The organism is Paenibacillus sp. GQ49 (genome assembly GCF_059759055.1).
This window is the reverse complement of record NZ_JCAXEL010000006.1, coordinates 279,451-302,717: the sequence shown is the minus strand read 5'-3', so window position 1 is coordinate 302,717 and position 23,267 is coordinate 279,451. Positions and strand designations below refer to the sequence as shown.

22 protein-coding genes are annotated in these 23,267 nt (G+C 45.2%); 7 read left to right on the top strand and 15 right to left on the bottom strand.

All coding sequences use genetic code 11. The annotated features are described in order from the left end of the window. Positions 1-35: 35 nt before the first annotated feature. From AC6CIF_RS14160 to AC6CIF_RS14135, 6 genes are all read right to left on the bottom strand, one after another. A complete protein-coding gene (locus tag AC6CIF_RS14160) occupies positions 36-917 on the bottom strand; it encodes a PP2C family protein-serine/threonine phosphatase (RefSeq protein WP_498200109.1) in 882 nt (293 codons plus the stop codon). Beyond that, the gene (locus AC6CIF_RS14155) at positions 902-1,435 is read right to left on the bottom strand and encodes an FHA domain-containing protein (protein ID WP_133385623.1); all 534 of its coding nucleotides are present in this window, start codon (positions 1,433-1,435) and stop codon (positions 902-904) included. Before AC6CIF_RS14155 ends, AC6CIF_RS14160 begins: the two co-directional genes overlap by 16 nt. A 42-nt stretch (positions 1,436-1,477) precedes the next feature. After that, positions 1,478-2,029: an FHA domain-containing protein gene (locus AC6CIF_RS14150; RefSeq protein ID WP_498200108.1), complete on the bottom strand. Its 552-nt coding sequence runs from the start codon at positions 2,027-2,029 to the stop codon at positions 1,478-1,480. 42 nt (positions 2,030-2,071) lie between these two features. Further along, positions 2,072-2,533 carry a J domain-containing protein gene (locus AC6CIF_RS14145; RefSeq protein ID WP_289389943.1) on the bottom strand — a complete coding sequence of 154 codons (462 nt, stop codon included), beginning with the start codon at positions 2,531-2,533 and terminating at the stop codon, positions 2,072-2,074. A gap of 126 nt (positions 2,534-2,659) precedes the next feature. Further along, positions 2,660-3,085: a hypothetical protein gene (locus AC6CIF_RS14140; RefSeq protein WP_056695746.1), complete on the bottom strand. Its 426-nt coding sequence runs from the start codon at positions 3,083-3,085 to the stop codon at positions 2,660-2,662. A 183-nt stretch (positions 3,086-3,268) separates the two neighbouring features. Beyond that, complete coding sequence (locus AC6CIF_RS14135) at positions 3,269-5,437, bottom strand: transcriptional regulator (protein ID WP_091013787.1); 2,169 nt, start codon at positions 5,435-5,437, stop codon at positions 3,269-3,271. 576 nt (positions 5,438-6,013) lie between these two features. On the opposite strand from AC6CIF_RS14135, the gene AC6CIF_RS14130 reads away from it, so the two are divergent. Continuing rightward, positions 6,014-8,068 (top strand): vWA domain-containing protein, encoded by a 2,055-nt coding sequence (locus AC6CIF_RS14130; protein WP_498200107.1) that lies wholly within the window; start codon positions 6,014-6,016, stop codon positions 8,066-8,068. Between the two features lie 183 nt (positions 8,069-8,251). Here the strand turns inward: AC6CIF_RS14130 and AC6CIF_RS14125 are convergent, their stop codons facing one another. The 3 genes from AC6CIF_RS14125 to rnhA form a co-directional block, all read right to left on the bottom strand. Next, a complete protein-coding gene (locus AC6CIF_RS14125; RefSeq protein ID WP_498200106.1) occupies positions 8,252-9,241 on the bottom strand; it encodes a serine/threonine protein kinase in 990 nt (329 codons plus the stop codon). A gap of 299 nt (positions 9,242-9,540) precedes the next feature. Further along, positions 9,541-10,410, bottom strand: coding sequence for an alpha/beta fold hydrolase (locus AC6CIF_RS14120; protein WP_076214204.1), 870 nt, complete (start codon positions 10,408-10,410; stop codon positions 9,541-9,543). A 210-nt stretch (positions 10,411-10,620) separates the two neighbouring features. Continuing rightward, positions 10,621-11,274, bottom strand: coding sequence for a ribonuclease H (gene rnhA, locus AC6CIF_RS14115; RefSeq protein ID WP_076214201.1), 654 nt, complete (start codon positions 11,272-11,274; stop codon positions 10,621-10,623). 155 nt (positions 11,275-11,429) lie between these two features. Between rnhA and AC6CIF_RS14110 the strand changes: the two genes are divergently transcribed. Further along, on the top strand, positions 11,430-12,062 hold the full coding sequence (locus tag AC6CIF_RS14110) for a DUF421 domain-containing protein (protein ID WP_498200105.1): 633 nt from the start codon (positions 11,430-11,432) through the stop codon (positions 12,060-12,062). A 137-nt stretch (positions 12,063-12,199) separates the two neighbouring features. Here the strand turns inward: AC6CIF_RS14110 and AC6CIF_RS14105 are convergent, their stop codons facing one another. Then, the gene (locus tag AC6CIF_RS14105) at positions 12,200-12,967 is read right to left on the bottom strand and encodes an ABC transporter ATP-binding protein (RefSeq protein WP_498200104.1); all 768 of its coding nucleotides are present in this window, start codon (positions 12,965-12,967) and stop codon (positions 12,200-12,202) included. A gap of 2 nt (positions 12,968-12,969) precedes the next feature. Continuing rightward, the gene (locus AC6CIF_RS14100; RefSeq protein WP_218639204.1) at positions 12,970-14,046 is read right to left on the bottom strand and encodes a FecCD family ABC transporter permease; all 1,077 of its coding nucleotides are present in this window, start codon (positions 14,044-14,046) and stop codon (positions 12,970-12,972) included. A 166-nt stretch (positions 14,047-14,212) separates the two neighbouring features. Here AC6CIF_RS14100 and AC6CIF_RS14095 point away from each other — a divergent pair, with 166 nt between their 5' ends. From AC6CIF_RS14095 to AC6CIF_RS14080, 4 genes are all read left to right on the top strand, one after another. Next, positions 14,213-15,277: an ABC transporter substrate-binding protein gene (locus AC6CIF_RS14095; RefSeq protein ID WP_498200103.1), complete on the top strand. Its 1,065-nt coding sequence runs from the start codon at positions 14,213-14,215 to the stop codon at positions 15,275-15,277. 92 nt (positions 15,278-15,369) lie between these two features. Next, positions 15,370-15,816, top strand: a complete 447-nt coding sequence (locus tag AC6CIF_RS14090; RefSeq protein WP_498200102.1) for a MarR family winged helix-turn-helix transcriptional regulator — start codon at positions 15,370-15,372, stop codon at positions 15,814-15,816. Between the two features lie 56 nt (positions 15,817-15,872). Next, positions 15,873-16,733: an alpha/beta hydrolase gene (locus AC6CIF_RS14085; RefSeq protein WP_498200101.1), complete on the top strand. Its 861-nt coding sequence runs from the start codon at positions 15,873-15,875 to the stop codon at positions 16,731-16,733. Between the two features lie 124 nt (positions 16,734-16,857). Beyond that, complete coding sequence (locus tag AC6CIF_RS14080; protein WP_498200100.1) at positions 16,858-18,063, top strand: MFS transporter; 1,206 nt, start codon at positions 16,858-16,860, stop codon at positions 18,061-18,063. 101 nt (positions 18,064-18,164) lie between these two features. Here the strand turns inward: AC6CIF_RS14080 and AC6CIF_RS14075 are convergent, their stop codons facing one another. Beyond that, entirely contained in the window at positions 18,165-18,617 is a 453-nt protein-coding gene (locus AC6CIF_RS14075; protein ID WP_498200099.1) for an Lrp/AsnC family transcriptional regulator, read from the bottom strand. Positions 18,618-18,787: 170 nt separating this feature from the next. Between AC6CIF_RS14075 and AC6CIF_RS14070 the strand changes: the two genes are divergently transcribed. After that, positions 18,788-19,972, top strand: coding sequence for a serine hydrolase domain-containing protein (locus AC6CIF_RS14070; protein WP_498200098.1), 1,185 nt, complete (start codon positions 18,788-18,790; stop codon positions 19,970-19,972). 53 nt (positions 19,973-20,025) lie between these two features. On the opposite strand, the gene AC6CIF_RS14065 is transcribed toward AC6CIF_RS14070, so the two are convergent. The 3 genes from AC6CIF_RS14065 to AC6CIF_RS14055 form a co-directional block, all read right to left on the bottom strand. Continuing rightward, positions 20,026-21,387, bottom strand: a complete 1,362-nt coding sequence (locus tag AC6CIF_RS14065) for an amino acid permease (RefSeq protein ID WP_498200097.1) — start codon at positions 21,385-21,387, stop codon at positions 20,026-20,028. Between the two features lie 680 nt (positions 21,388-22,067). Further along, on the bottom strand, positions 22,068-22,766 hold the full coding sequence (gene sigK / locus AC6CIF_RS14060) for an RNA polymerase sporulation sigma factor SigK (RefSeq protein WP_017687130.1): 699 nt from the start codon (positions 22,764-22,766) through the stop codon (positions 22,068-22,070). 130 nt (positions 22,767-22,896) lie between these two features. Further along, complete coding sequence (locus AC6CIF_RS14055; protein WP_498200096.1) at positions 22,897-23,076, bottom strand: hypothetical protein; 180 nt, start codon at positions 23,074-23,076, stop codon at positions 22,897-22,899. Positions 23,077-23,267: the final 191 nt, after the last annotated feature.

Genomic DNA, 23,267 nt, shown 5'->3' with positions numbered 1-23,267 from the left:
TCCCCATTTCCCTTCCCTGTGCGTTGCCTGATCCGTTACCATCCTTGCTCCAAAATAATAATCGTGGCATTATCCTGATGCACAAGCTGTTTTTCTTCAATCAAATCAATGATGGTCTGGGCTGCATCAAATGGCGACATGTCTTTCGCCAGTATAGTTTCCAATTCCATCTCAGTAAGGGAGTTGTATACCCCGTCACTGCATAACACAATCTTGTCCGCCGGTTGCAGTGCAAACGGCTCGTCCGCGATTTCCATTTGTTTAAAATGGTCGTATCCCAAATAGTTGACCAGCCTTTTGCGCTGCGGATTATCCAACGCCTCCTGCTCCGATATTTCTCCAGACATATACTGTTCTTCGAGTTGAGTTTCCAGCGTATGTTTATGATTGATAGCAAGTAGCTCACCTTTGCGAAATACGGCCAAAATGCTGTCCCCTACTGCGCCCCAATATAGCTCCCTGCCCTTGATCATGGCAGATACCAACGTTGTTCCTCCAGGAACGCCCAGTAAATTGCGAAGAATCGCCTGGTTTGCCGCATGGGCAGAAGCATCCCAAAACTCTCCCGGATCAGGAAACCGCTCCAACTCTTCAAACTCACGGATAAATGTTTCTACAGCAGTTGTACTGGCTACTTTCCCACCAGATAAGCCGCTAATTCCATCGGCAAGTACCGCGAGTACACCATATGGCTCCAAGGCACAGGCAAAATAATCATCCTGCTCACTGCGAGCACCAATGGTCTGTCCATTCCCGATCTGAACACCCACTGGCCTATCGTCACGTTGCCTTACCGGAATCCGGCTTCGGACGAATAACAACAACCAGATCGACAAACAGCCTGCTGCAAGAACCCAATATGGCGTTAGCTCCTTGTCGTTCCACAAGATCATGAAGGTATTCACTGTTGCTCCCATTCAAAATGCACACCACATAATGGGATGAAAATGAATTTGCTGCGTCCTAATTGAATGACGTCGTAGGCAGCCAGTTCCACCGGAGAATAGACCGCTTCATTGTTGTGATAGGCAAGGCCGGAAGCATCGCCGGGCAGCAGATAGAAATTCCGTTTTTTGGGATCATATACAATCACCGCATGATTACGCCTTGAAATCGTGTTATCCCCAAGGATTCGAACATGCATCTCTTCCGAACGTCCAATAAAGTTCTTTTCAGCCATAATTCGATAATCCTGGCCCATCTGCGGACCTTCGATACACACCATCCATCCCGTTACCGGTTCAATTCCTGTCGTTTCCCCCAGGTATGGCATCGTTCTGTCATCCTCTGCCGTGCGAGGCGCGCGTGGGATTGCTCCCGCTGCTTCACTATTGCCGGAAGCCGGTGACTCGACGGCCAGATTGCAATATGGACACGTGTTTCCGTGCCGTCTCGTACTGAACATATGTCCGTTTCCACATCTTGTCAGACTCATTTCTTTTCATTCCCCCGTAGCTTGTATAATGGTACGCCAACGTTATTTCACCAAAATTCGGGTATTGGCAATATAAATTAAGTCCCCTGCCTCAATCAGGCTGGGTTCTTCGATTTCCAATTTGGATGATCTGCTTTGATTTCCCTTACGTACACCCACGCCGCTGGCGGAGTCAATATCCTCGATAAACCATTGGCCCGAAGCTTTGTTCAGCACAGCATGTTGCGGACTGATGAGGGAAGCATATGGAGTATCGGACAAATCAATGTCCGCCTCACTATTCTTCGAACTTTTTCCGATCAATACACTTGTCTCACCCTGAATGTACCATTCCTTCACACTTGTACCGTCATCGTCCAACAGTACAAGTTTCACAACACGTGAAGACAACTTCTTCTTTTCCCCCTTGGTGGCAGGTATGTATTTAAAAAATAGGTATGCTCCCCCGGAGAGGACTACAATAATTCCAGTTATCCACTGGGCACTCATGTCCCGGTTAATGATGAATATGTAATACAGCACGGCTAACGAAATCATGGCGACGCATGCGTCAACCCCTATCGTCATTACCGACCTTCCTCGTCTCACTTCCATAACCTCCGCCTGAACCGGTACGATCCATTACAGGCCACCGGTTTACTTTTTTCGAACTCCGAAATATCGGTCAAACATGGCGGACATATCCATTCCTTTATTGGGATCGGCTTTGCCACTGTTTGAGCTTTCCTTGCCTTTGGGGCTATAGCCAAAAAATTGTTCAAACTGTTCCTGCATTCGTGATGGATCAGACCATACCTTCTCGGTATTCATAGGTCCATTTTTTGTATGTCCACTCTTTTCTCGTGCAGTATTGGATGTTGTTCCTTTTGCCCCTTCTGGATTCCCCGTAGATCGAGGTTGTTGATTGTATGTTGCCCTTAACTCGGGATTTCCGAGTGTACTGTAGGCCTCATGTACTTGCTTGAAACGCGCCTCTGCCTGCGGATCTCCCCCATTAACATCCGGGTGAAATTTCTTCGCCAATTGACGATAAGCCTTCTTGATCTGCTCCGGAGAAGCTTCACGTTCTACACCAAGTACGGCATAATAATCTTTCATGGTATTCGTCCCTGCCTCCCTGCCGTATTCGGGCGTAAATAAAGATTAAGGGGCACCAGGGCCCCTTAACATGACAGCGTTATTCTGGGCCAGTCATAACTGACCCGGAACATTAGTTGCCCCCTTTTATACCGGGAAGCCGCCTTCGATTTTAGTGAATTCAGTTTTGTCTTTTTTCTGTTTGATGAACAGGCTGAATTCACCCACGCCTTCGGTATCTCCGAAACGCTCTGTGTAATCCACAACGAACGCATTAGGCATGTAAATTTTGCGTACCACTTGATCCGCTGCAACCACTTCCAGGGTTACTTTACGGTAGCAATCTGCTTTTTCAGCTGGAACGAGGGACCACAGAGCAAGTTTCATCGTGTCATCTGCATTGTCACCGTCTGTTGCTGTAATAATTTTGCCACTGATGCGAAGTGTTGCACCTACATCTGTGGATCTAGCATTGGAATCATCTGGCGTATCCGTGTCATACACTACTGTGCGGATATTATCCATTCCCAATTCGATTGTTTCTGCGCCTTCTACTTTCAATACAAAACCCATTAATAAAAACCTCCTTAAGATTAGAAAACAATGTGCCCGGCATGCTCTCCATCTGGGGAGAGGTACCGGAATATATGTATAAGGTCAGCCATAAAGGCTGCCTCTAACACCAAAATAAATGTCTAAAACTCGTTGTTTAAAGAATTATATTCAAAATCCAAAACTTGTAACTACTCCAGTCTCTTACACTTTCATCGCGCTGGTGCCTTTAGTAATCATGACCTCCAGGTTCTTCACGTTGCCGTTGAATACCAGATCAATGTGGCACATATTGCTCTTCTCATCGATGATAAAGCTCATGTCGTCACCTTCCTGAATGATCGAATTGATCGACCCTCGGGTTCCCAGCCACCGGCTCTTCTGACTGCTCGGATTGTTGCTGAAGAATTTGACGATATTTTCATGCTTGAAATCACCCGTCTGGAAACGGAGCAAGCGCTCAATGTAAGTACTTACGAGTGTTTTATACAAGGAATCAAAGCCATCTTCGGACATCGCCATGCTTCTCGCTTTGTATACCGTGATCCGCTTGATATCGCTATCCTGGATTTGGGCATTTTCCGATGAGAAAATAAATCCAAAGTTTTTGCGGTTAATCGAATCCTTGATGGTGTTCGTGAATCCGGAGATTTCTTTGGTCATCGTAGTCACTACACGCAGACTGTTATCGCCTGCTTCAATATCAAAACGCACACCTGGATAATCCCGGTTCACGGTTTTGAATGCGCCTCGTAGATACTCGGGGCACTGATATGCAGCCACAATTCCGGCAGATACATAAGACGCACCGACATACACACCTTCAATCCACAGCTTCAGAATGTCTTCTTTCTCCTTGGAAAGCTCCACACCATTCTCCGTCTGGAGCATACGACTGTCGATAACGACACCCGATTTCTCTTTCGGAATGATGGTAAAATTCGGAGCACTTGGAATGGCGAATTCGCTGTAGTCCTTGCGAGTTAATACCGCGCATTTATCAATATATTTATCGATGCCCGCAGTAGCCATGCTGCTGAATGTAGTCTCTTCTCCAGATTCAAAGCTAAAGAATACTTGTACTTTGTAGTCTTTAACGACTTGCAGAAGCATGGACAGGGATTCCATACTGTTTCCGTCTTGTTTAACCACTTTCTCGTTACCACGGAAACGGGCTCGACTGACTTGAACTTGTCCCGTATTCTCCAGTTCAACGGAAGGAACAATTCCGAACCAAATAGTGTCGGTAAAATCATTCTTCGCATTGACTGTGTTGAGATAGGTCTCCAGCCGCGGAATGTTACTGCTCTTAACAAGCATATCCAGCTTGGCATTGGCAATCAGCATGGAAGGCAGCATGCCTTTGTTTTTGGTCGCATATTGATCAAAGAACATTTTGACACCCAAAATTTTCTCTACCAGCGGTTTTACGGTTTTCACAAAGTCATCCTTGGCGTTCTTGTAAAATTCCAGGTATGTATTGTAATTCTGTACTTCAACTGCCGTATCAACATCCGTCTGAACCGCAGGCAGTGGGCAGAATGTACGAACGACCAGATCCTGTACATACGGTGAAGGTGCCTCGGAGAGTGAATCATAATCTTCGGCAAACACCTGAGTCAAATCTGTGCTTGTCGACTCATCCAGGAGCATCAACTCATTGTTATCACTCTTTGGAGCTTCGATAATTTTCAATTCTCCGCTCTCACCAATCGTGAGTTGACCTACCTGAATCGCTTCGGAAGAAGTTTCTTCTTGAGCACGGCCCAGCAACAAGCGGGTTTTGATATCTTCGATAGCCAGTGGTAGCATCGCCATGACATTGTTATAGTTCCGGCTGGCATCTTCAAACATGACATTAAGTTTATCCCCGATATCCAACTTCTTCGGGTCCCCGTCATCCAGCTTCTCATGCTGGCCGTACATGTAATGAATTTCTTTCCGTACCTGCCGAATGTCATCCATAACCTTTTTCGGTGAGATCATATCCAGCAAATTCTCAAACTTGAAATCTACATTCGTAATCCCCTGGCTACGTTTGGTATCGATCAGGGTAAAGAGCATTCTCAGGAAGTCATTGCTATGATCAATTTTGATCTCAGAGATTGCTTCATCCGGAATCCCTTCCGGTTTTTTAAGCGTATACATGACTTTCTGGTTTACCGCATTGAAAAAGGAATACACACTGGGAGAAAACTTGTCCAAAAACTCATCGAAGCTTCGTACAAGCAGGTGTTCATTGATCTCCTTGATCTTGTCATCATTCAGACTGTCGATCCCTTTTACGTCACCGACAATCGTAATCAAATCCATTTTCTCAGGATTGATCTCTTCGAAAAGCATCGTTCGGTTCGTTTGATTAATAATATCCATTCAGGCAACATCCCCCTAATGATGGTTCATTCGGGCGAATGCTTCCCCCCCTCCATCAATTTTTGACACTCCGCACGCTCTATCAGTCTTTGGTCATGATCTAAGAGAATCATCTTCTCAGGCGATCACAAGTCCAATAGAACGAGCTGTCAACATATGACTGGAACTTATGTACCAGATTATGCCGTTTGCTTTGGAGATTTATGGAATTCATCTTAATCATCAGTGATATGTTTTGTCAATATTACCCTATATAGGTCTAAAAGCTCATTTTTGTGACTTCGATATACCTATAGAACTAATTTCCGATTTCCGCTTCACTTCCCATCGAATCATGCCGATGATAAAGAATATCCTATAATCTGGATGATGTTCAATGATTTAAAACTAGTGGAGTTTTCCCCCTAATCAAGAGGAAATCGCCTTAACGTATGCGGTGTTGCAATATTCTTCGCTTATCAAAACTACGCATAACGGGGTTTTGTCGAGTAGAAACAAAAGTTTTCCAACAAAAATCAGTTTGACCTCTAAAAACAATTGCAGTGCCCAAAACAGAAAGGAGATTCAAAGCATCGTATGATATTAACAAAATTCAAAAAAACATTTTTTTCTATCTTGGTAATCAGCTTTTTAATTCCAGCATGGGACATGGGGAGCATATACGCTGAATCATCCGTCAAGACCCAGACGTATGAAGGCCTCGATGCCATGTTTGTCCTGGATGTTAGCTACTCCATGAATGAGACCGACAAAGATCGCATTGCCGAAGAAGTTATACATATGTTTATGGATATGAGTAGTGGACCTAAGACCCGATTGGGATTCGTAGCTTATAATGACAAGATCACTTCATCCGTACCACTGATGGAGATTTCATCCTCTGGAGCTCGCAATAATCTTCGTAGCCGTGTGGATGGCTTAAAACGTTCGGGATATACAGATCTCGGACTTGGCTTACGCCGAGGGGCTAGCCTGCTCGAACAATCGCAGACGGACAAACGTAAACCATTTATGATTTTGCTCTCTGACGGAGAAACGGATTTGCGAGGATCAACGAGCAGAACACCTGCTGACTCCTCCAAAGATGTGGACAAAGTTATTGAGATGGCACAACAAGCTGGTTATCCCATCTATACTGTGGGACTAAACCGCGACGGTACGGTTAACCCGGCAGAACTGGAGCGTATCGCCAAAGAAACGGGTGGTTCTTCCTTTATCACCGGAAGTGCGGACGATCTGCCTGAAATCTTCAATCGGATTTTTGCAGATCAGATTCAATCCGTTCTTGTATCTGTAGCGGCTGTAACTGCAACAGGAGCAATGCAGGAAGTAACCGTGGATATTCCTAACTCCAGCATGGCGGATGCCAACATTATCATGCTATCTGATCATGCTGTCTCCGAAGCTCAGCTCTATTATCAGTCGAGCAATGTCAGCTTCATTCGGTCTGATAAATATGCTCTGATGAAGATCATTCGTCCGGTCAAAGGACAGTTCAAACTGAAATTCAAAGGCCGTAGCGGTGATCTGGTGAAGATTAACCTATTAGGGAACTACAACGTCTCTGCGGTCGCAAATATGGCAACGGAGCAGCCAGTCAAGGGGAAGAGCATCACATTTGAGGCATCACTCTACGATCAGGCTGTGGACCCTAAACCCATTAAGGACTTGGATGTGTACAAGGGACTGGAAGCGGAACTCATTGTAACTCCATCTGATGGAAAAACAGAACGTATCTCTTTGACCAATACAGGTAGCGGATTTACGGGAAAATACACTTTTCCCAAGTCGGATTTGTACACATGGGGACTACGAATCGACGGTCCGGACTTTTATCGGGAAATTACTCCGGTTGAAGTAGACATTACGAATCAAGCACCCGTAGCCACCGGCGAATCCATGGTGTTATCCAAAGACGACAGCAATACAGATGTCGACCTGAACAACTACTTTAAGGATGCCAATAATGATCCATTAACGTATGTCCTTGCAGACGGTGGAAGTGAGCGCAAACTCGGGGATGCCGTCATTGAAGGTAACCTGTTGCGATGGTCTTCTCTTCACACTGGAAGTTCAACGATCAAGGTGACAGCAACGGATTCTGAGGGAGCAAGTATAACTACAGACATTTCGTTGCAAATTCATTCTTTACGTGAAAAGGTACTGCTATATACAGGATTGGGCCTGCTTCTTGCTGGTGGTATTTTCGCACTGTATTGGTTCGTAATGAAGCCAAAACCCGTATTCCGGGGAAGACTGGAAGGATACTTTCTAGCGACAGCGAACGGCGAGGATATACCGGTGACCAATTGGCCTCTCACTTCATTGGAACGCCGAAAAGTAAGTCTCAGTGAACTGTTTGATCGCATGGACATCGGGGTCAAAGTACCGGAATCGGGACAAATCTGGCTGGAAGCGGGTAAGAAAGAAACCTTATTGGTACGGCACGATACGAATTGTACGGTTGTCCGAGGCCGAACGCCAGTGAAGCGCAGACACACGGAAGCTATGGAGTACAACGAAAAGTTGTATATTACGTTTGAGGATGGTGTTACGGAGATCGAAATTCGTTACAAAGCCATCAAACCAAGTACCAACATCTATGTAGGACAAAAGAGAGATCCACAGTAAACTACGTGTTAACTAAGTGGAAATGAAGCACGCTGATACATGTTTTCTCTGAAAATATAAAAGAAAACAAGCCAGTTCGCCCCATATCTAAGGGTACGAACAGGCTTGTTTATGTTTTAAACCTATTTAACGCCTATGCTTTCATTTAAAGATATCTACTTTAGTAACATAGGTCATGACTGCTTACGCCGTCTCATGTTGCTTTTTCGGCTCCACTTCATAGACCTGTGTATGTTCATTCTCGGCCAAAGACCATTCCACCGTTCCAGGTTTACGCACTTTCCACACCCAGGCTTGGACTCGCAACGAGCTTCTGACCCAGGCTAAGGAGGCACAGCGTTTCTCAGAACGAACCGTCAACCCCCAATGAATAACACGAGCAAGCCAAGGATTCACATACTCATTATGTGAGCGAACAGATGGCAATTCATCCTGGAACAACCGCTGTTTCACGTCCATAGGGGGTTGCCCGCATGTCCAATAATGGAGCAGAGCTGCCAAACTATAGATGTCGGACATCGGTCCCTGACTGGATTTCTCTGAATAGAACTCCAGCGGAGAATAACCTGCCGATGTAAATATCACCTGTTTCTCTCCGGATTGCATAGGCCAACGGGTAGCTGAGCCAAAGTCCAGAAGTTTGGGTGTACCATCTTCCATAACCATAATGTTGGAAGGTTTCACATCCCGGTGAAGAATGCCTTGCTTATGTATGTAATCCAATGTATCCACCAGTGGAAGCAGCGTCTCCGTTATGAAGGCAGCATCGAGAGCATGATTGTGTTCATTCAGATACTCGGTCAATGTGATTCCCGTGCAGTATTCCATAACCAGATACCCCGTATCATTTGCTTCAAAATGATCCAAATACGAAACAATATGAGGATGGTCCAGTTTCGATAACAGTTCACCTTCGAGCAGAAATACAGCCAGTAGCTCCTGATATTGCCCACCGTATCCTCGTGAAGAACAGAACACTCTCCGCTTGTCTGCCTGACGTTCAGCCAGTCTCTGTGGGAAAAATTCCTTAATGGCTACTTTGGCACCCGTGTTACGATCCCGCCCTGCATATACAATAGCCAACTCACTGCTGGCTAATACCTGTCTTACCTGATATGTATCATTTATAATCACATTGCGCTGCAATGCCATTTTACAATTGTCTTTTCTCATAACAGACCTCTTTTCAACCTTGTCGATCGGAAGACTTTCCGCGTAAATGCATCACTTGGTTCAACCAGTCAGCAATTCATCGCCAACTATACATATAAACCAAATGATGCAATTTGAAACAGCTTAACGCGAAATATTTAAATATTAATGATATCAAGCCTTCTACGATCTTCTGCTAATCCCTATCCACACTATTCTATAGAAGAAAAGCATTCTCTTATATAGAGTATCGACAGATGGATGTAATTACTTTATTAAACTGGAGAAAAACATTTCTCTTCCATCATTTGCAGCTTTTATTAATAATTATTCTGTAAAAAACGTCCGATTTCCTCGTTCATCTGAACCAATACGTCCTGTGAAGGAAAATGTCCTGTATCATACTTGATGGCTTGCACATTCGCAATAATCTTTTGAGCCCGTTCAATACACTTATCCGCAGGGAAAAAGACATCCTTCTCCCCTACCAACAACAAGGTTGGTGACGTATAATTCACCAGTTCTTCTCGCTCCGTGAGCTTGGGCATATCCATCTCCAAACTGACGTGTTTGAAGATTTTGCCGATAATAATTTTATCCATTTCTTTCATGCAGTTGCAAGACATGGTGTCCGTAATTTTTTGCAAAGAAGTTGGTGAAGAAGTCATGCGGTACTTCACGAGTGGAAGAACGATATCCTGAGCGGCTTTCATTTTGGAGCCGACGGCCAGACCTGCCGGAGCGACCAATACGGAGCACGCAATCCGTTCTGGAATATAGGTAGCCAGCCTAAGGATAATTCCTCCTCCAAACGAGGGACCGATAAACGCACTTTTTTCAATTTTGTAATGGTCAAGTAAATCAGAAACCCATAATGCGAAACTATCAAATCGTGCCGAGATGCGGGCTTCCTCACTATAGCCGGGATGACCAATCGTATCAGGAGCAATAATCCGGTATTCCTTAAATAAGGAAGAGAACCAGGACAACGTCATCGGATTCACACAATTACCACCTTGGAGAATAAATAACGGCTTGCCATCTAGAGGACCCGTCAGTAAAACATGCGTCTTGCCAAAACGTGTCTCTACATACTCCCGAGTAAATTTCTCACCCAACTCGTTCAAATAAATCTCATACTCTTCAAGTATGCTGCTCTTGCCTTCTTCACTTCTATAAATGGAACTCATGTCTGCCTCCTGCAATATATACTCAAATAACCCATTCTATTAAAGGGACTTGCTAATCAATGGACCAAAAAGATAAAGAGGGCCTGCAGATGACAGGCTCCTCCATATGTTTAACGAATCATATTCAGATGATTATAGAGCGGAAACTGGAAATTGTAAATATCGATTCTAATAGACAAGAAATAAAGGAGGCATCCTTTGGAAAAATACCTACTTCCGGCCGTAATCTGCCTTGATTTCTCCCCACTGCTTGGTCTGCCATTTTAGCACTTTATTGCTGTACGTATTCGTCTGGAGCCACTGCTCCGCCCGATCAATCATCAGCCAGATCTCTTCCGTGGAGTTGTCCCGTGCTAATGTCGTGGCTACTTTTTTCTGTTTTAACCATTTCATGGCATTGACCGAGTCGGTATACACCGTTTTGGTACTGCCTTCTTTCTTCAGATGTGCGAGGGCATGTACAATGGCCAAAAATTCCCCCAGATTGTTCGTGCCTTTGGAGATCGGTCCAACAGAGAAAATAATCTCACCGGTGCGGGTGTCCACCCCTTTGTATTCTACAGGTCCAGGGTTACCACGTGTACCCACATCAACAGAGATGCTGTCGTAATCCACTTCCTCCGACGTTTCCATGCCTGCACTTCTACCGCTACCAGCCGACTTCGTTTTCGACGCTCCGCCTGCACTTGAACCCCAGTTTCCTTTCCATCCCGCACGATACGCTTCTTCTGCGGCTGCTTTGGACTCATAGGATTTATATTTTGCTCCAGTATAGTGATCCGTCTGCGCTTTGCAATCTGCCCATGTGTTATACACACCAGGCTTCTTGCCTTCCCAGACAACATAGTATTTCTGTTTTGCCACTGTGACCCGCTCCTTTGTTCACTTCATCAATACCCTATTGTATACGATCCGGTGGGCGGAATGAAAGCAATGGATTCAGCCAACTGCATAATTCCTCCATCTCCAGAACAGCCTAAGAAGCAAAGAGCATACTGGAATAGAAAGGAATACACCTTATGGACTGGATATGGAAATCTGTTTTACTTGTACTTGTCGGCATGATCCTGCTGCGAATTGCAGGACGCAAGTCAATCTCCCAGATGAGTGTGGTTACAACGGTCATCATGATCTCCATCGGAACAACGATTGTGCAACCCATCGCAAATCATGAACTTGGTAAAGCAATTGGATCAGCATCGGTATTTATCGCGACATTGCTTGTAGTGGAACAACTGCAATTGAAATTTAATTTTTTTGAACGGCTCATGAGTGGCACTTCCAAAATCGTGGTAGAGGACGGGAAGGTCATTATCCCGAATCTGAAACGTATGCGTTACACGATGGATCAGCTCGAGATGCACCTGAGGAAGGAAGGTATTACGAGTGTGGACGATCTGGAGACCGCAACGGTGGAACCCAATGGTCAACTCGGTTATGTTCTGAAACGACATGCTCGTCCCGTGACGATTGGAGATCTGGAAGAGATCCTACGAAGTTATGCAATTACAGGTAGTAGCCCAGCAACGGGAGAACACCCTCAACAAGACAACAGCAACAAGTCTTCAACGCATAGTGATAACTCCTCAGATATTTTTCAAGAAGTCAGCAAAGGTGCTCATGCTCATCCCGTTGATCCTAAGCTTCAATAGATACTCCCTCCCCTCCAAAAAAAGACCGCACCTATGAGCACTTATCAACAGGGCTCAAAAAGGTACGGTCTATGTTCACTTCAATTGATTATTGCGAAGATTTCTCCACATCATCCAGACGAAAGATATAGTCCTAATCAACGTGTACTAAGATAAGCGATGCCCAAACCACCCGTAACCGGGTTCTTATAGATTTCACAATCTACATCGAATACCTCACCAATCATCTCACGAGTCAGAATATCAGCCGGTTTGCCATGGACCACAATCTGGCCCTTTTTCACCACATAGAGATAATCGCAATATTCTGCGGCGAGTTCGAGATCATGCAGCGCCGCCAATATGCCAATGCCGAGTCCACGGACAATATTTAGAATCTGAAGCTGGTATTTGATGTCCAGATGGTTCGTCGGCTCGTCCAGGATCAGGAATTGGGGTTGCTGTGCCAAGACACGTGCCAAGACCACACGCTGTTTCTCTCCACCAGACAGAGACACGTAATTGCGGTCTGCATGCCCAGTCAGATGTACTTTTTCCAAAGCCTGCTCCACGATTTCATGATCCCGTTCATTATCCGTCTCCAGCATTTTTTTGTGCGGGGTACGGCCCATCATGACCATCTCACGCACCGTAAAATCAAAACTCAATTCATTAAACTGGCCAACAACACCCATGTTTCTGGAAACAAGCTTTGGACTGGATTTGAGAATATCGGTATTGTCCAGAAAAACCTTACCTTGCTGCGGTTTGATCACTTTATAAATGCTCTTGAGCAGCGTTGACTTGCCACAACCATTGGGTCCGATCAGTCCGACGAACTGTTTACCGTTCACCTGTAATGAAATATCCTTGATGATGTCCGTGTTCAGCACAGAGATGGATACATTTTCTACGTTCAGCTTCATGTTTAATTTCCTCCAAAACCGTAGCCTTTTTTGACCAGCATATACATAAACATTGGTGCACCAATCATGGCCGTAATAATACCGATTGGCAACTCCACGCTGGATATGAGGGATCGTGCAATAACATCCGTCCAGATGAGGAAAATAGCTCCAAACAGCACGGATACAGGCATCACTTTACGATGGTCGGAACCCACGAGACCTCTGACAATATGCGGAATAATGAGGCCGACAAAACCAATCATGCCACAGCTCGCCACCATAACTCCTGTCACTAGAGCAGTTAACAGCATGTACAGTCTGCGATACACACTCAGATTAATGCCCAGCGTAACCGCTGCTTCATCCCCCAACAACATCGTATTAAGAACTCTGGACTGTAAAAGGAAGAATAGAATCGCCACCAGCACGACGATACCCACGAGTGGAAGCTTGTTCCATCCGGAAGCCGCCAGGCTGCCCATGGTCCAGAACGTCACCGTTTTGATGCCTTCAGCATTGTTAGCAAAATAAATAATAAAGTTCGAAAAAGCGCTGCATAACGCGTTAATCACCATTCCGGCAAGCACCAGCTTGACCGACGTCATTTTCCCCCGAATCCCTGCCAAAGTCAGGACCAGCAAGGACGCACCCATCGCACCGGCAAAGGCCCAGAAAGCCACCCCCGTCTGACCTAGCCACCCAATCGCACCGAAACCAATAAGAATTGCAAAGGTTGCTCCAAGAGAAGCACCTGAAGATATACCTAGTATGTAAGGATCAGCGAGCGGATTCTGCACAGCAGCCTGCATAACAGCACCGCACAAGGCCAAGCCTGCACCGATAAACATCGCCATCAGCACACGCGGGAAACGAATCTGCCAGATAATATCGGTAAAGGAACCTGCCTCAATGGGTGTTGTCCCCCACTGAAATCCCGTTAATTTGGTTAAAAGAATACGATATGACTCCGCCAGCGGAATACGAACCTGTCCAATGGAAACTGCAATACCTACGGATATAAGCGTAATCATGATTAAAGCTGCAATCAGTAAAGCAAACCCGGATTTACTATGAATCAGAGACTCTCTTTTCCCCATACGCTGTGTCTGAACCTGAACCGTCTGTGCCATCTCTTCCCCCATCAATTCGCGTAAAATGTAGAACAAATTAAATTTAGCTATTTACAATGTGTTTTCTCGGATTATAATTGAGAATGATTATCTTTGTCAATTTAAAACACATAGAAAAGGGGTTCATCATTTAATGAAATTCGCATCCAGAACCATTGGCATCGCTGCTCTAAGTCTCCTGTTACTGCTGCTTGCAGCCTGTTCGAACGCTTCAACTTCTTCCCCTGCCGAAGAAACAACTTCAACAACTAACACGACAGAAACTTCAGCTTCTGCTGAGAATACTAATAAAACGACGTACCCACTCACCATTGAGAACTTCACGATCTCGGGTGAGGGCGGAGAGTGGAAACCCAAAGTGCAAGTATTCGATAAAGCACCTGAACGTGTTGTTGCGAATACCCAATCTGCGGCTGAGATGCTCATCAAATTAGGTCTGGCCGATAAAATGGTCGGTGTTGCTGCTCTATACGGTTCCGTTACACCCGATGTGGCTGATGATTTCGCCAAAATTCCGGTATTGTCCAAGGATTATGTAGGTAAAGAGCTAGTTGTGGGTGCAAGCCCGGATCTGGTACTCGGACGGGGCGACCTGTTCGCTGATGCAGACTGGGGCGTAGGTACCGTCGATGGATTAAATGACATGAATATCCGTACGTTTCTGCAAACGACGAATCACAAAGGCTCACTCGATAGCCTGTATAGTGATATTGCACAACTTGGACAGATCTTCGATGTTCAAGAAAATGCTGCAACTTTCACGGAAAGTCTGAAGACTCGTGTTGCAGCCATTAAGGCAAGTGTAGCCGATCAGCCTGAGCATACTTTTGCCTATATCGTACCCGCTACGGAAGATACCATTACGGTAAGCAGCATGCAAAATGATACGTATCAGCTTGATGCACTTGGCCTGTTGAAGCTGAAAAATACGTTTGATGGTGTGCAAGGTGAGGTCAGTGTTGAGCAACTGATCACAGCGAATCCGGACTACCTGCTCTTGTCCGCATATGCCGGTTCACCGGATATCGATAAGCTAATTGAGAACCTATATGCCAACCCTGCCCTGCAAAGTATGAACGCAATTAAAAACAAACAAATCTATGTCACAGACTTCAGCCAGTTCTGGGGTTATGGATATCAAATTCTGGATGGTATTGAGAAAATGGGACAGGAAATGAAAGCTAATCCGATGAAGTAATGACTTGAGCCAATGAGCAGGAGAAGACATTCTCACTGCTCTTTTTTTATACCGCGCATGCAATAAACGATGGATCAAAGCTTGACATTAGTTTGATAACAAACTATATTACACGTATGAAAACAAGAGACGCTATTTCACTCATATCCAAAATTAAAGAGAAGGTCAACCGCTTTATCCTGGCCGAGATGGCTGAGCAGGGAATCCAGGATCTCGCTACGTCCCATGGGGATATTATCTATGCCCTGTACAATAATCACAGGATGACCATGGCTGAAATCGCCAAAAAAATTGGCAAGGATAAATCCACGGTGACTGCACTTGTGGACAAATTGGTGCGGACAGGATACGTCGTTAAGGAGCGTGATGCAACAGATTCACGAGTTGTTCATGTGGCGTTGACTACAAAAGGAGAAGAATTAAAGCCTGTGTTCGAAGAGATATCACAGCGCATGCTGGACGTGTTCTATGCGGACGTTACGGAAGCGGAGAAAAAAGAACTGCTGCGAATTTTAATGAAAATTCATAGCAACTTCTAATTTTTTTTGGAGAAATAGTTTTATATCAAACTAATAGTTTAGAGGAGGTTTTTGGTATGACGGACTACACACAATTTTTACCGGAACATGAGGTAAAGAAGATTGGAGAACATGATTTACACTTGGAGATATTCGCAGGAACCCCGCCTCATGACGAAAAAACAACGACCAAGAAGCCCCCACTGCTGTTCGTTCACGGTGCATACACAGGCAGCTGGATGTGGAGCAAATATATCCCCCACTTTGTCCAGCACGGCTGGACCTGTTATGTCATGAACCTAAGAAGTCACTACAAGAGTCGGGTCATGGATATGACAATGATTACGTTTGACGATTATTTGGAGGATATTCGTGAAGTGTTGGCCGAGTTCAACGAACCTCCCGTTCTCATTGGCTTTAGCATGGGTGGGATTCTCAGTCAAAAGATTGCAGAAACCGTTACTCTGGCAGGCCTGGTTGTGATTGACGCCAGTCTGAGCAAGGAAGTGCATGAGCTAATCCCCTACCCGGAAAGCAATCGTATCACACCTGGAATTATCATGCCTGCACCTGTCCGTGATGAACTAGCCAGTATAGATGAGACGGCAGAAGACATTGCTTTTCAGCGTAAATATCTGCAAACGGAGTCGGCGAAGGCATTTGCTACCTTTTCAGTTCTTTGTGGAGCCGATGGAGTATCCATTAATGGCGACCTGATCCATTGCCCCAGCTTGGTGATTAAGGCTGTTTCCTGTGAAGACGAAGATCAGAGAGGCAGATTAACTGCCAAACAGCTGGATGCTGAATATGCCGGACTGTGGGATACGACCCATACGGGTTTACTGGTAGGCCAACGGTACATGGAACCTGTCGATATCATCCTTGGATGGGTGAACAGACAGCTCCCCTTTGAATCAACGGAAAAACTCACAAAATAAAATAAATACCATGTTAAGACCTCCTTTTTACCTTTAATCCTGTATGCAAAAGTTTAATTTTTTTAGATAAGCTTATATGCATAGTTCTGGATAGGATTAAAATATAAGAAATGAGGTTTTATTCATGACCGCTCACACATCCCTCCCAAAGCAAAGGGAGCTACCTTCCATATCTTCAGAACGCCTTCCGTGGGCTGGGCTTCTTGCATTAGCCATGGCGGGATTCATATGCATCCTCACTGAAAGCCTGCCTGCGGGACTGCTGCCGCAAATTGCAAAAGACTTGGGGGTCACAGAAGCCCTCACCGGACAGTTGGTGACTCTTTATGCCATTGGATCACTTATTGCTGCGATTCCCTTGACTGCTGCGACACGTGGATGGAGACGCCGACCTCTACTGCTGGCATGCATTAGCGGCTTTCTTATCTTTAACACCGTTACCGCCATATCCTCAGATTATATCCTGACACTTGCTGCTCGTTTTATGGCCGGGGTCTCTGCGGGTGTGTTATGGGGAATGACAGCAGGTTATGCTCGTAGGATGGTCCCGGATTCGTTAAAAGGCAAGGCCATGGCTGTGGCTATGGTTGGCACTCCGGTGGCGTTAGCCCTGGGTGTCCCAATCGGTAGTTTTCTTAGTTCTTATATCGGCTGGCGCTTCATCTTCGGGATTGTATCTCTTCTGACCGTAGCTTTAATCATATGGGTTCTCTGGAAAATGCCAGATTTTGCAGGAGAGCCAGCCGGAGAACGTCTTCCCCTGCATAAGGTGTTTTTAATTCCGGGAGTTAGGCCCATTCTGTTTGTTGTTCTGGCCTGGATGCTTGCCCATAATATCCTTTACACCTATATTTCTCCCTACCTAGCCCAGACCGTATTTGCTAACAGAGTAGACTTGATTTTGCTCATTTTCGGTATCACTTCCATTGTGGGAATTTGGTTAACCGGAATGCTCATTGACCGATTTTTGAGGAGATTAGTAATCATCAGTCTGGCAGCATTCGCTCTGGCGTCTGTCGTGATGGGAATCGGTACTCATGAACCTGTGATTATTATCCTTGGCATCATGATCTGGGGACTTACGTTTGGCGGGGCTGCCACACTGTTACAAACGGCCATCGCTCAAGCCGGAGGCAAAAGCACAGATGTCGCCCAATCGATGCTGGTTACAGCATGGAATCTGGCGATTGGCGGAGGAGGCATCATCGGGGGCATCCTTCTTGAAGTATTTGGAGCAGGATACCTTTCTGGGGCGCTGTTTATCTTGCTCATTCCTGCGTTGCTCGTAGCTATGCGGGCTTATAAATATGGATTTACCAGAGCAAATTAACAGGAAGACATGTTGCATGTGTTAAACGTAAGACAAAAAGGAGTTCACTTGATGTGGACTCCTCTTCTGCGTTACATTTCAAAGTTTTATAGACTGCAGTCTTATTCTGCCTGTACCAACAGATTTGGTCCTTCCACGAGATTCTTATGTGCAATTGGAGAAGACATGGTGATTAGGGTCATGTAAGTACCGTACGGATCACACTTGTTCTGAAACTCCTCGAGTCCCTGAATGGTATCTGTGAGGATTTTCAGCAAGTAATTGTACTCTCCGCTTATCCGATAACATTCCACAACTTCAGGTGACGCACGACAGAAATCCAGGAAAGGATAACAATCCCGCGTACGAAAAAGAACATAGGCTGTGCTCTGCTTGCCCAATTTGGATGGGGAGATTACGGTTCGATATTCCTCGATAATTCCCTTTTCTTCCATTCGTTTGACTCGTTCAGTAACGGCGGGCTGAGATAACCCCACCAACTTGCCTAGTTCGGTCATGGATAATCTCGCCTGATTCTCCAAGTGATACAGAATATGCTGATCTATTTCGTCCATGTGATCCACTCCTTTAAATACATAAGATATATTCAGAAATTACCTTAAGTATATTCGCCAATTCATTATAATGCCTTTAACAAACCATGTAATACAAGATCAATCATTTATATAATAAACACAGTTATCCCGAGAAATCAAATACATCAGTTGGTGAGAGGAAGATAAGCATGGGAAAAGAAGACATGACGACATTGCATAATTATGTGGATGAAGCCATTGACCGCGCTCTAAGCGAAAAAAGAATCGTAGGAACAGTTGTACAGGTTGCATTAGGAGGGGAACTGATATATAGCCGGGCTGCTGGTTTCGCAGACAGGGAGCAAAAACGCACCATGTCGGAAAACGCTCTGTTTCGACTTGCTTCCGTAACCAAACCTATTGTCTCGACAGCAGCTATGGCATTAATCTCACAAGGAAAGCTGAGTCTGCATGATCCGGTGACACGCTGGCTTCCTGCATTCCGGCCCAAACTTGCCAATGGTCAGGACGCTTTAATATCAGTTCATCAGCTGATGACGCACACTGCAGGCTTGACATACCGTTTCTTCCAAGAAGATCAGGGAACCTATGAGCTCGCAGGAGTATCGGACGGAATGGATTGGTCTGAAATGAGTCTGGAGGAGAATTTGCAAAGGCTGGCTTCTGCTCCTCTTCTGTATGAGCCAGGAAACATGTGGAGATATTCCATTGCGACAGATGTACTTGGTGCCGTTATCGAAAAGGTAACTGGGATGTCACTACGAGAAGCTGTTCAAACGCTGGTTACTCATCCTCTCCACATGACCGACACTGACTTTGTTGCGGTGGATTCGGATCGATTGACAGCCGCATACGCTAATGGTTCTGAAGAACCGCGTCTCCTTCATCAGGAGTTGGAACTGATTCCTTTTATTGAGGGTACTGCTGGCTTCCGACTGTCACCCAATCGTGCGAATCGTACTTCTGCTTACTTGTCGGGCGGAGCGGGTATGGTTGGAAGTACCGGAGATTTTCTTACTTTACTTGAAGCCTTGCGACAAGGAGGACAGCCTCTTCTTACAGAAGCCGTTGCGGCTGAGATGTCTACCAATCAAATCGGTGATCTCGTGATGCCATACTGGCCAGGCAGAGGGTTTGGCCTTGGTTTTACCGTACTTAAAGATCCTGTCGCAGCCGGTACACCGGAATCCCCGGGTACGTGGCGAATGGGTGGAACATACGGTCATTCCTGGTTTGTTGATCCAAAAGAAGAACTTAGTGTTGCAGCATTCACCAACACGGCACTTGAAGGGATGTCGGGCCAGTATACCACCGATATCTGTGATGCCGTCTACGCAGGCATTCGTGAAGGCAAAGAGGCTGCAAGAATATAAATATGAATAACCGCCCAATATCATTGGGCGGCTATTTGGCAACGATGGTAAGGCTACTGTCTGTTATTACTCAAATTTTTCTTTTTAAAAAGGTAGATCCCCGCAACAAGAATAAACCACACTGGCGTGACAAACAGTGCCACACGCGTATCTTCGGCCAATGCCAATACCACCAACACAAATGCCAGAAACGCCAGGATCAAGTAATTCGAAAACGGATATAGTGGCAGTTTGAAGCGGCTGCGACTCGCCAGTTCCGGCTGAGTACGACGATATCTGAGATGACAGATCACCATGATACCCCAGACAAAGATGAAACACACGGTCGACACGCTCGTGATCAGCGTAAATACGCCTTCTGGCATGATATAGTTCAGAACAATCGCGATCAGAATAACAATCGTGGAGAAATACAGCGCATTGGAAGGAACTTTCCTGTTATTCAGTCGTGCAAACGACTCGGGTGCGTTGTGATCCTTTGCCATGGAGAACACCATACGGCTTGTACTGAAAATGGCACTGTTACACGCCGAAGCCGCGGATGTTAACACCACGAAATTCACAATACCAGCCGCTGCCGCAATACCTACCGCTGCAAATACCTGTACAAACGGACTTTCAGTGGGCACTATCGCGTTCCACGGGTAGATGCTCATAATAATCAGCAGTGCGCCAACATAGAAGAGCAGTACCCTGATCGGAATCTGGTTAATGGCTTTCGGAATAACCTTCTCCGGGTTCTCCGTTTCCCCCGCTGTCAGTCCCACCAGTTCCATGCCTACAAAAGCGAACACCACCATCTGGAACGATATGATGAAGCCATGCATTCCATTTGGGAACCATCCCCCATGGCTCCACAGATTGGTGAAGCTCGCTGGACCCTGATCCGTGGTAAAACCTTTGAAAATCATATATAAACCAACAACGATAAGTGCCAGAATAGCCACGACCTTAATCAGGGCAAACCAGAATTCCATCTCCCCAAACAACTTGACCGTTGCCAAGTTCATGATTAGTAAAATGACTAACGCAATTAACCCTGGCATCCACTGAGGTACATTTGGAAACCAGAACTGCGTATACAATCCAACGGCCGTAATATCAGCCATGGCAATGGAGATCCAGCAGAACCAATAGGTCCAGCCTGTAATAAATGCCGCCATATTTCCCAGGTAATCACGCACAAAATCGACAAAGGAATGATACTGCAAGTTGCTTAACAGCAGCTCCCCCAATGCACGCATGATCAGGAACAACACAACACCCGTAATAATGTAGGCCAGCAAGATGGATGGCCCAGTTAGCTGAATCGTTTTGCCTGCTCCGAGAAACAGACCTGTACCGATCGCACCTCCGATCGCCATCAACTGCACGTGCCGGTTCTTTAATCCCCTTGTTAACGTTTCTTGCTGCATGATCAACCACCACTCTCTTTCTGTACATGCTCTCTACGATGCAAAATATTATTACTCATCATATAATAATTTGCCCCGAATACCTATCCCTCATTTATATATTTTTTTGTACAGCAAATAGGCCATCTTTGTAAAAGGTGACCTATCGATATGCTCGTATTTCATGCCCTTGGCTTTTTATAATCTTGAGTTGCATCCGATCCATATTATCATCAGCCTATGTACATTGCTTTGTTATTCTCATGCCATGTCATGATGATAATACATATCTAAAAAAGTATTTTAAAATAAAAGCCAAGCATAGAGCGGCAACAACTAAAAAGGTAATTGCTAACGAACGTTCATTTTTCCAAATTCGAATAGCATTAGCAACACTAATCATCAATAACGCAATAAAGTTAATAACACTCGAATACGATTGAAACATGTTGAAAACGATCATCATAAATCCTACGATCCAGATTAACAAAAACCACAGTGGAGTTTTCTGAAAAAGCTGCTTCATTATGATTTACTCCTTATATATTTAATTGGTCTGTGTACAAGATATTCTTCAACAGGAATGATAATTCCTTTATTTAGGTCATAATCCCAAATAATTAATAATATTCAGTTCGTATTTAAGCATCTTCACAGTAAAAAGGGCTCCCGATAAAGGCGCCCTCCGGTCTATTCAGCTATTATTTTTGCTTATAGAACTCATGATACAGCTTCATTAACGCCCGCTTCTCAATTCGTGATACATAGGAGCGTGAAATGCCAAGTTCCTTGGCAATCTCGCGCTGGGTACGTTCTTCCCCCCCCGCTTCCAGTCCAAATCGACCGATTACAACTTCCTTCTCCCGATCATCCAGGATGTCTAGATTGCGATAAATTTTGCTTTTTTCAATCTTGAGCTGTACCCGATCTACAACATCATCAGCTTCTGTGCCAAGGATATCGATTAATGTAATTTCATTGCCTTCTTTGTCCGTACCAATGGGGTCGTGCAGGGACACGTCTTTGCGTGTTTTCTTCAGAGAACGCAGATGCATAAGTATCTCGTTTTCAATACATCTTGCTGCAAACGTAGCGAGTTTGGTTCCTTTACCTTGTTGAAAACTTTCGATCGCTTTGATCAAACCAATGGTTCCGATGGAAATCAGGTCTTCCTGATCTTCACCCGTGTTGTCGAACTTCTTGACGATATGCGCGACGAGGCGCAGATTGTGTTCAATGAGCAGATTGCGAGAGTGAGCATTACCTTCAGCCATAAGGCGCAAATGTTTGGCTTCATCACCCTCAGCCAATGGCTGGGGGAACGCATTATTTTTGACATACGAGACGAGTAACGTTAACTCTTTAATGAATAGAGCAATTGCGGTAAACAATCCGGGCACAGATGACACCTCCTGCAGTTTTACAACGATCTGGCCTGAGCACATGTGGGAACAGGGTCGATCTATTGTATGTAGGCAGTGGCCCAGAAGTGCACGTACACTTGAAAAAGGGGATGATCTTGCGAAGATTTCACAGACTCACAGAAACTATGGAGCCCACCCGCTGAAGCAGGAGAAATTCTTTTTCCACACTTTCGATAAAATACTTCTTCTCACCAAATAGGACAACATCATTCTGGGCTAATGAAACATCGCTTTTAAAATAGATCACATTGTCCGTTTCCCGAAACGCACCTCTGTAATAGAACATCCTATTTCTCTCCTTCATGTATCTACCTATGTAATTAACTACCCGCTCCATGTGGATCTGCTTCCTTCATGCTAACATATTCTCTCTCATTCATCATGTCATATTCGCACACTAACCAACATAAAGCCCCAGCCCTGTGCAGAACAGAACTGAGGCTACATATCGATATGAATTCCTGTTTCTCCTGTCGA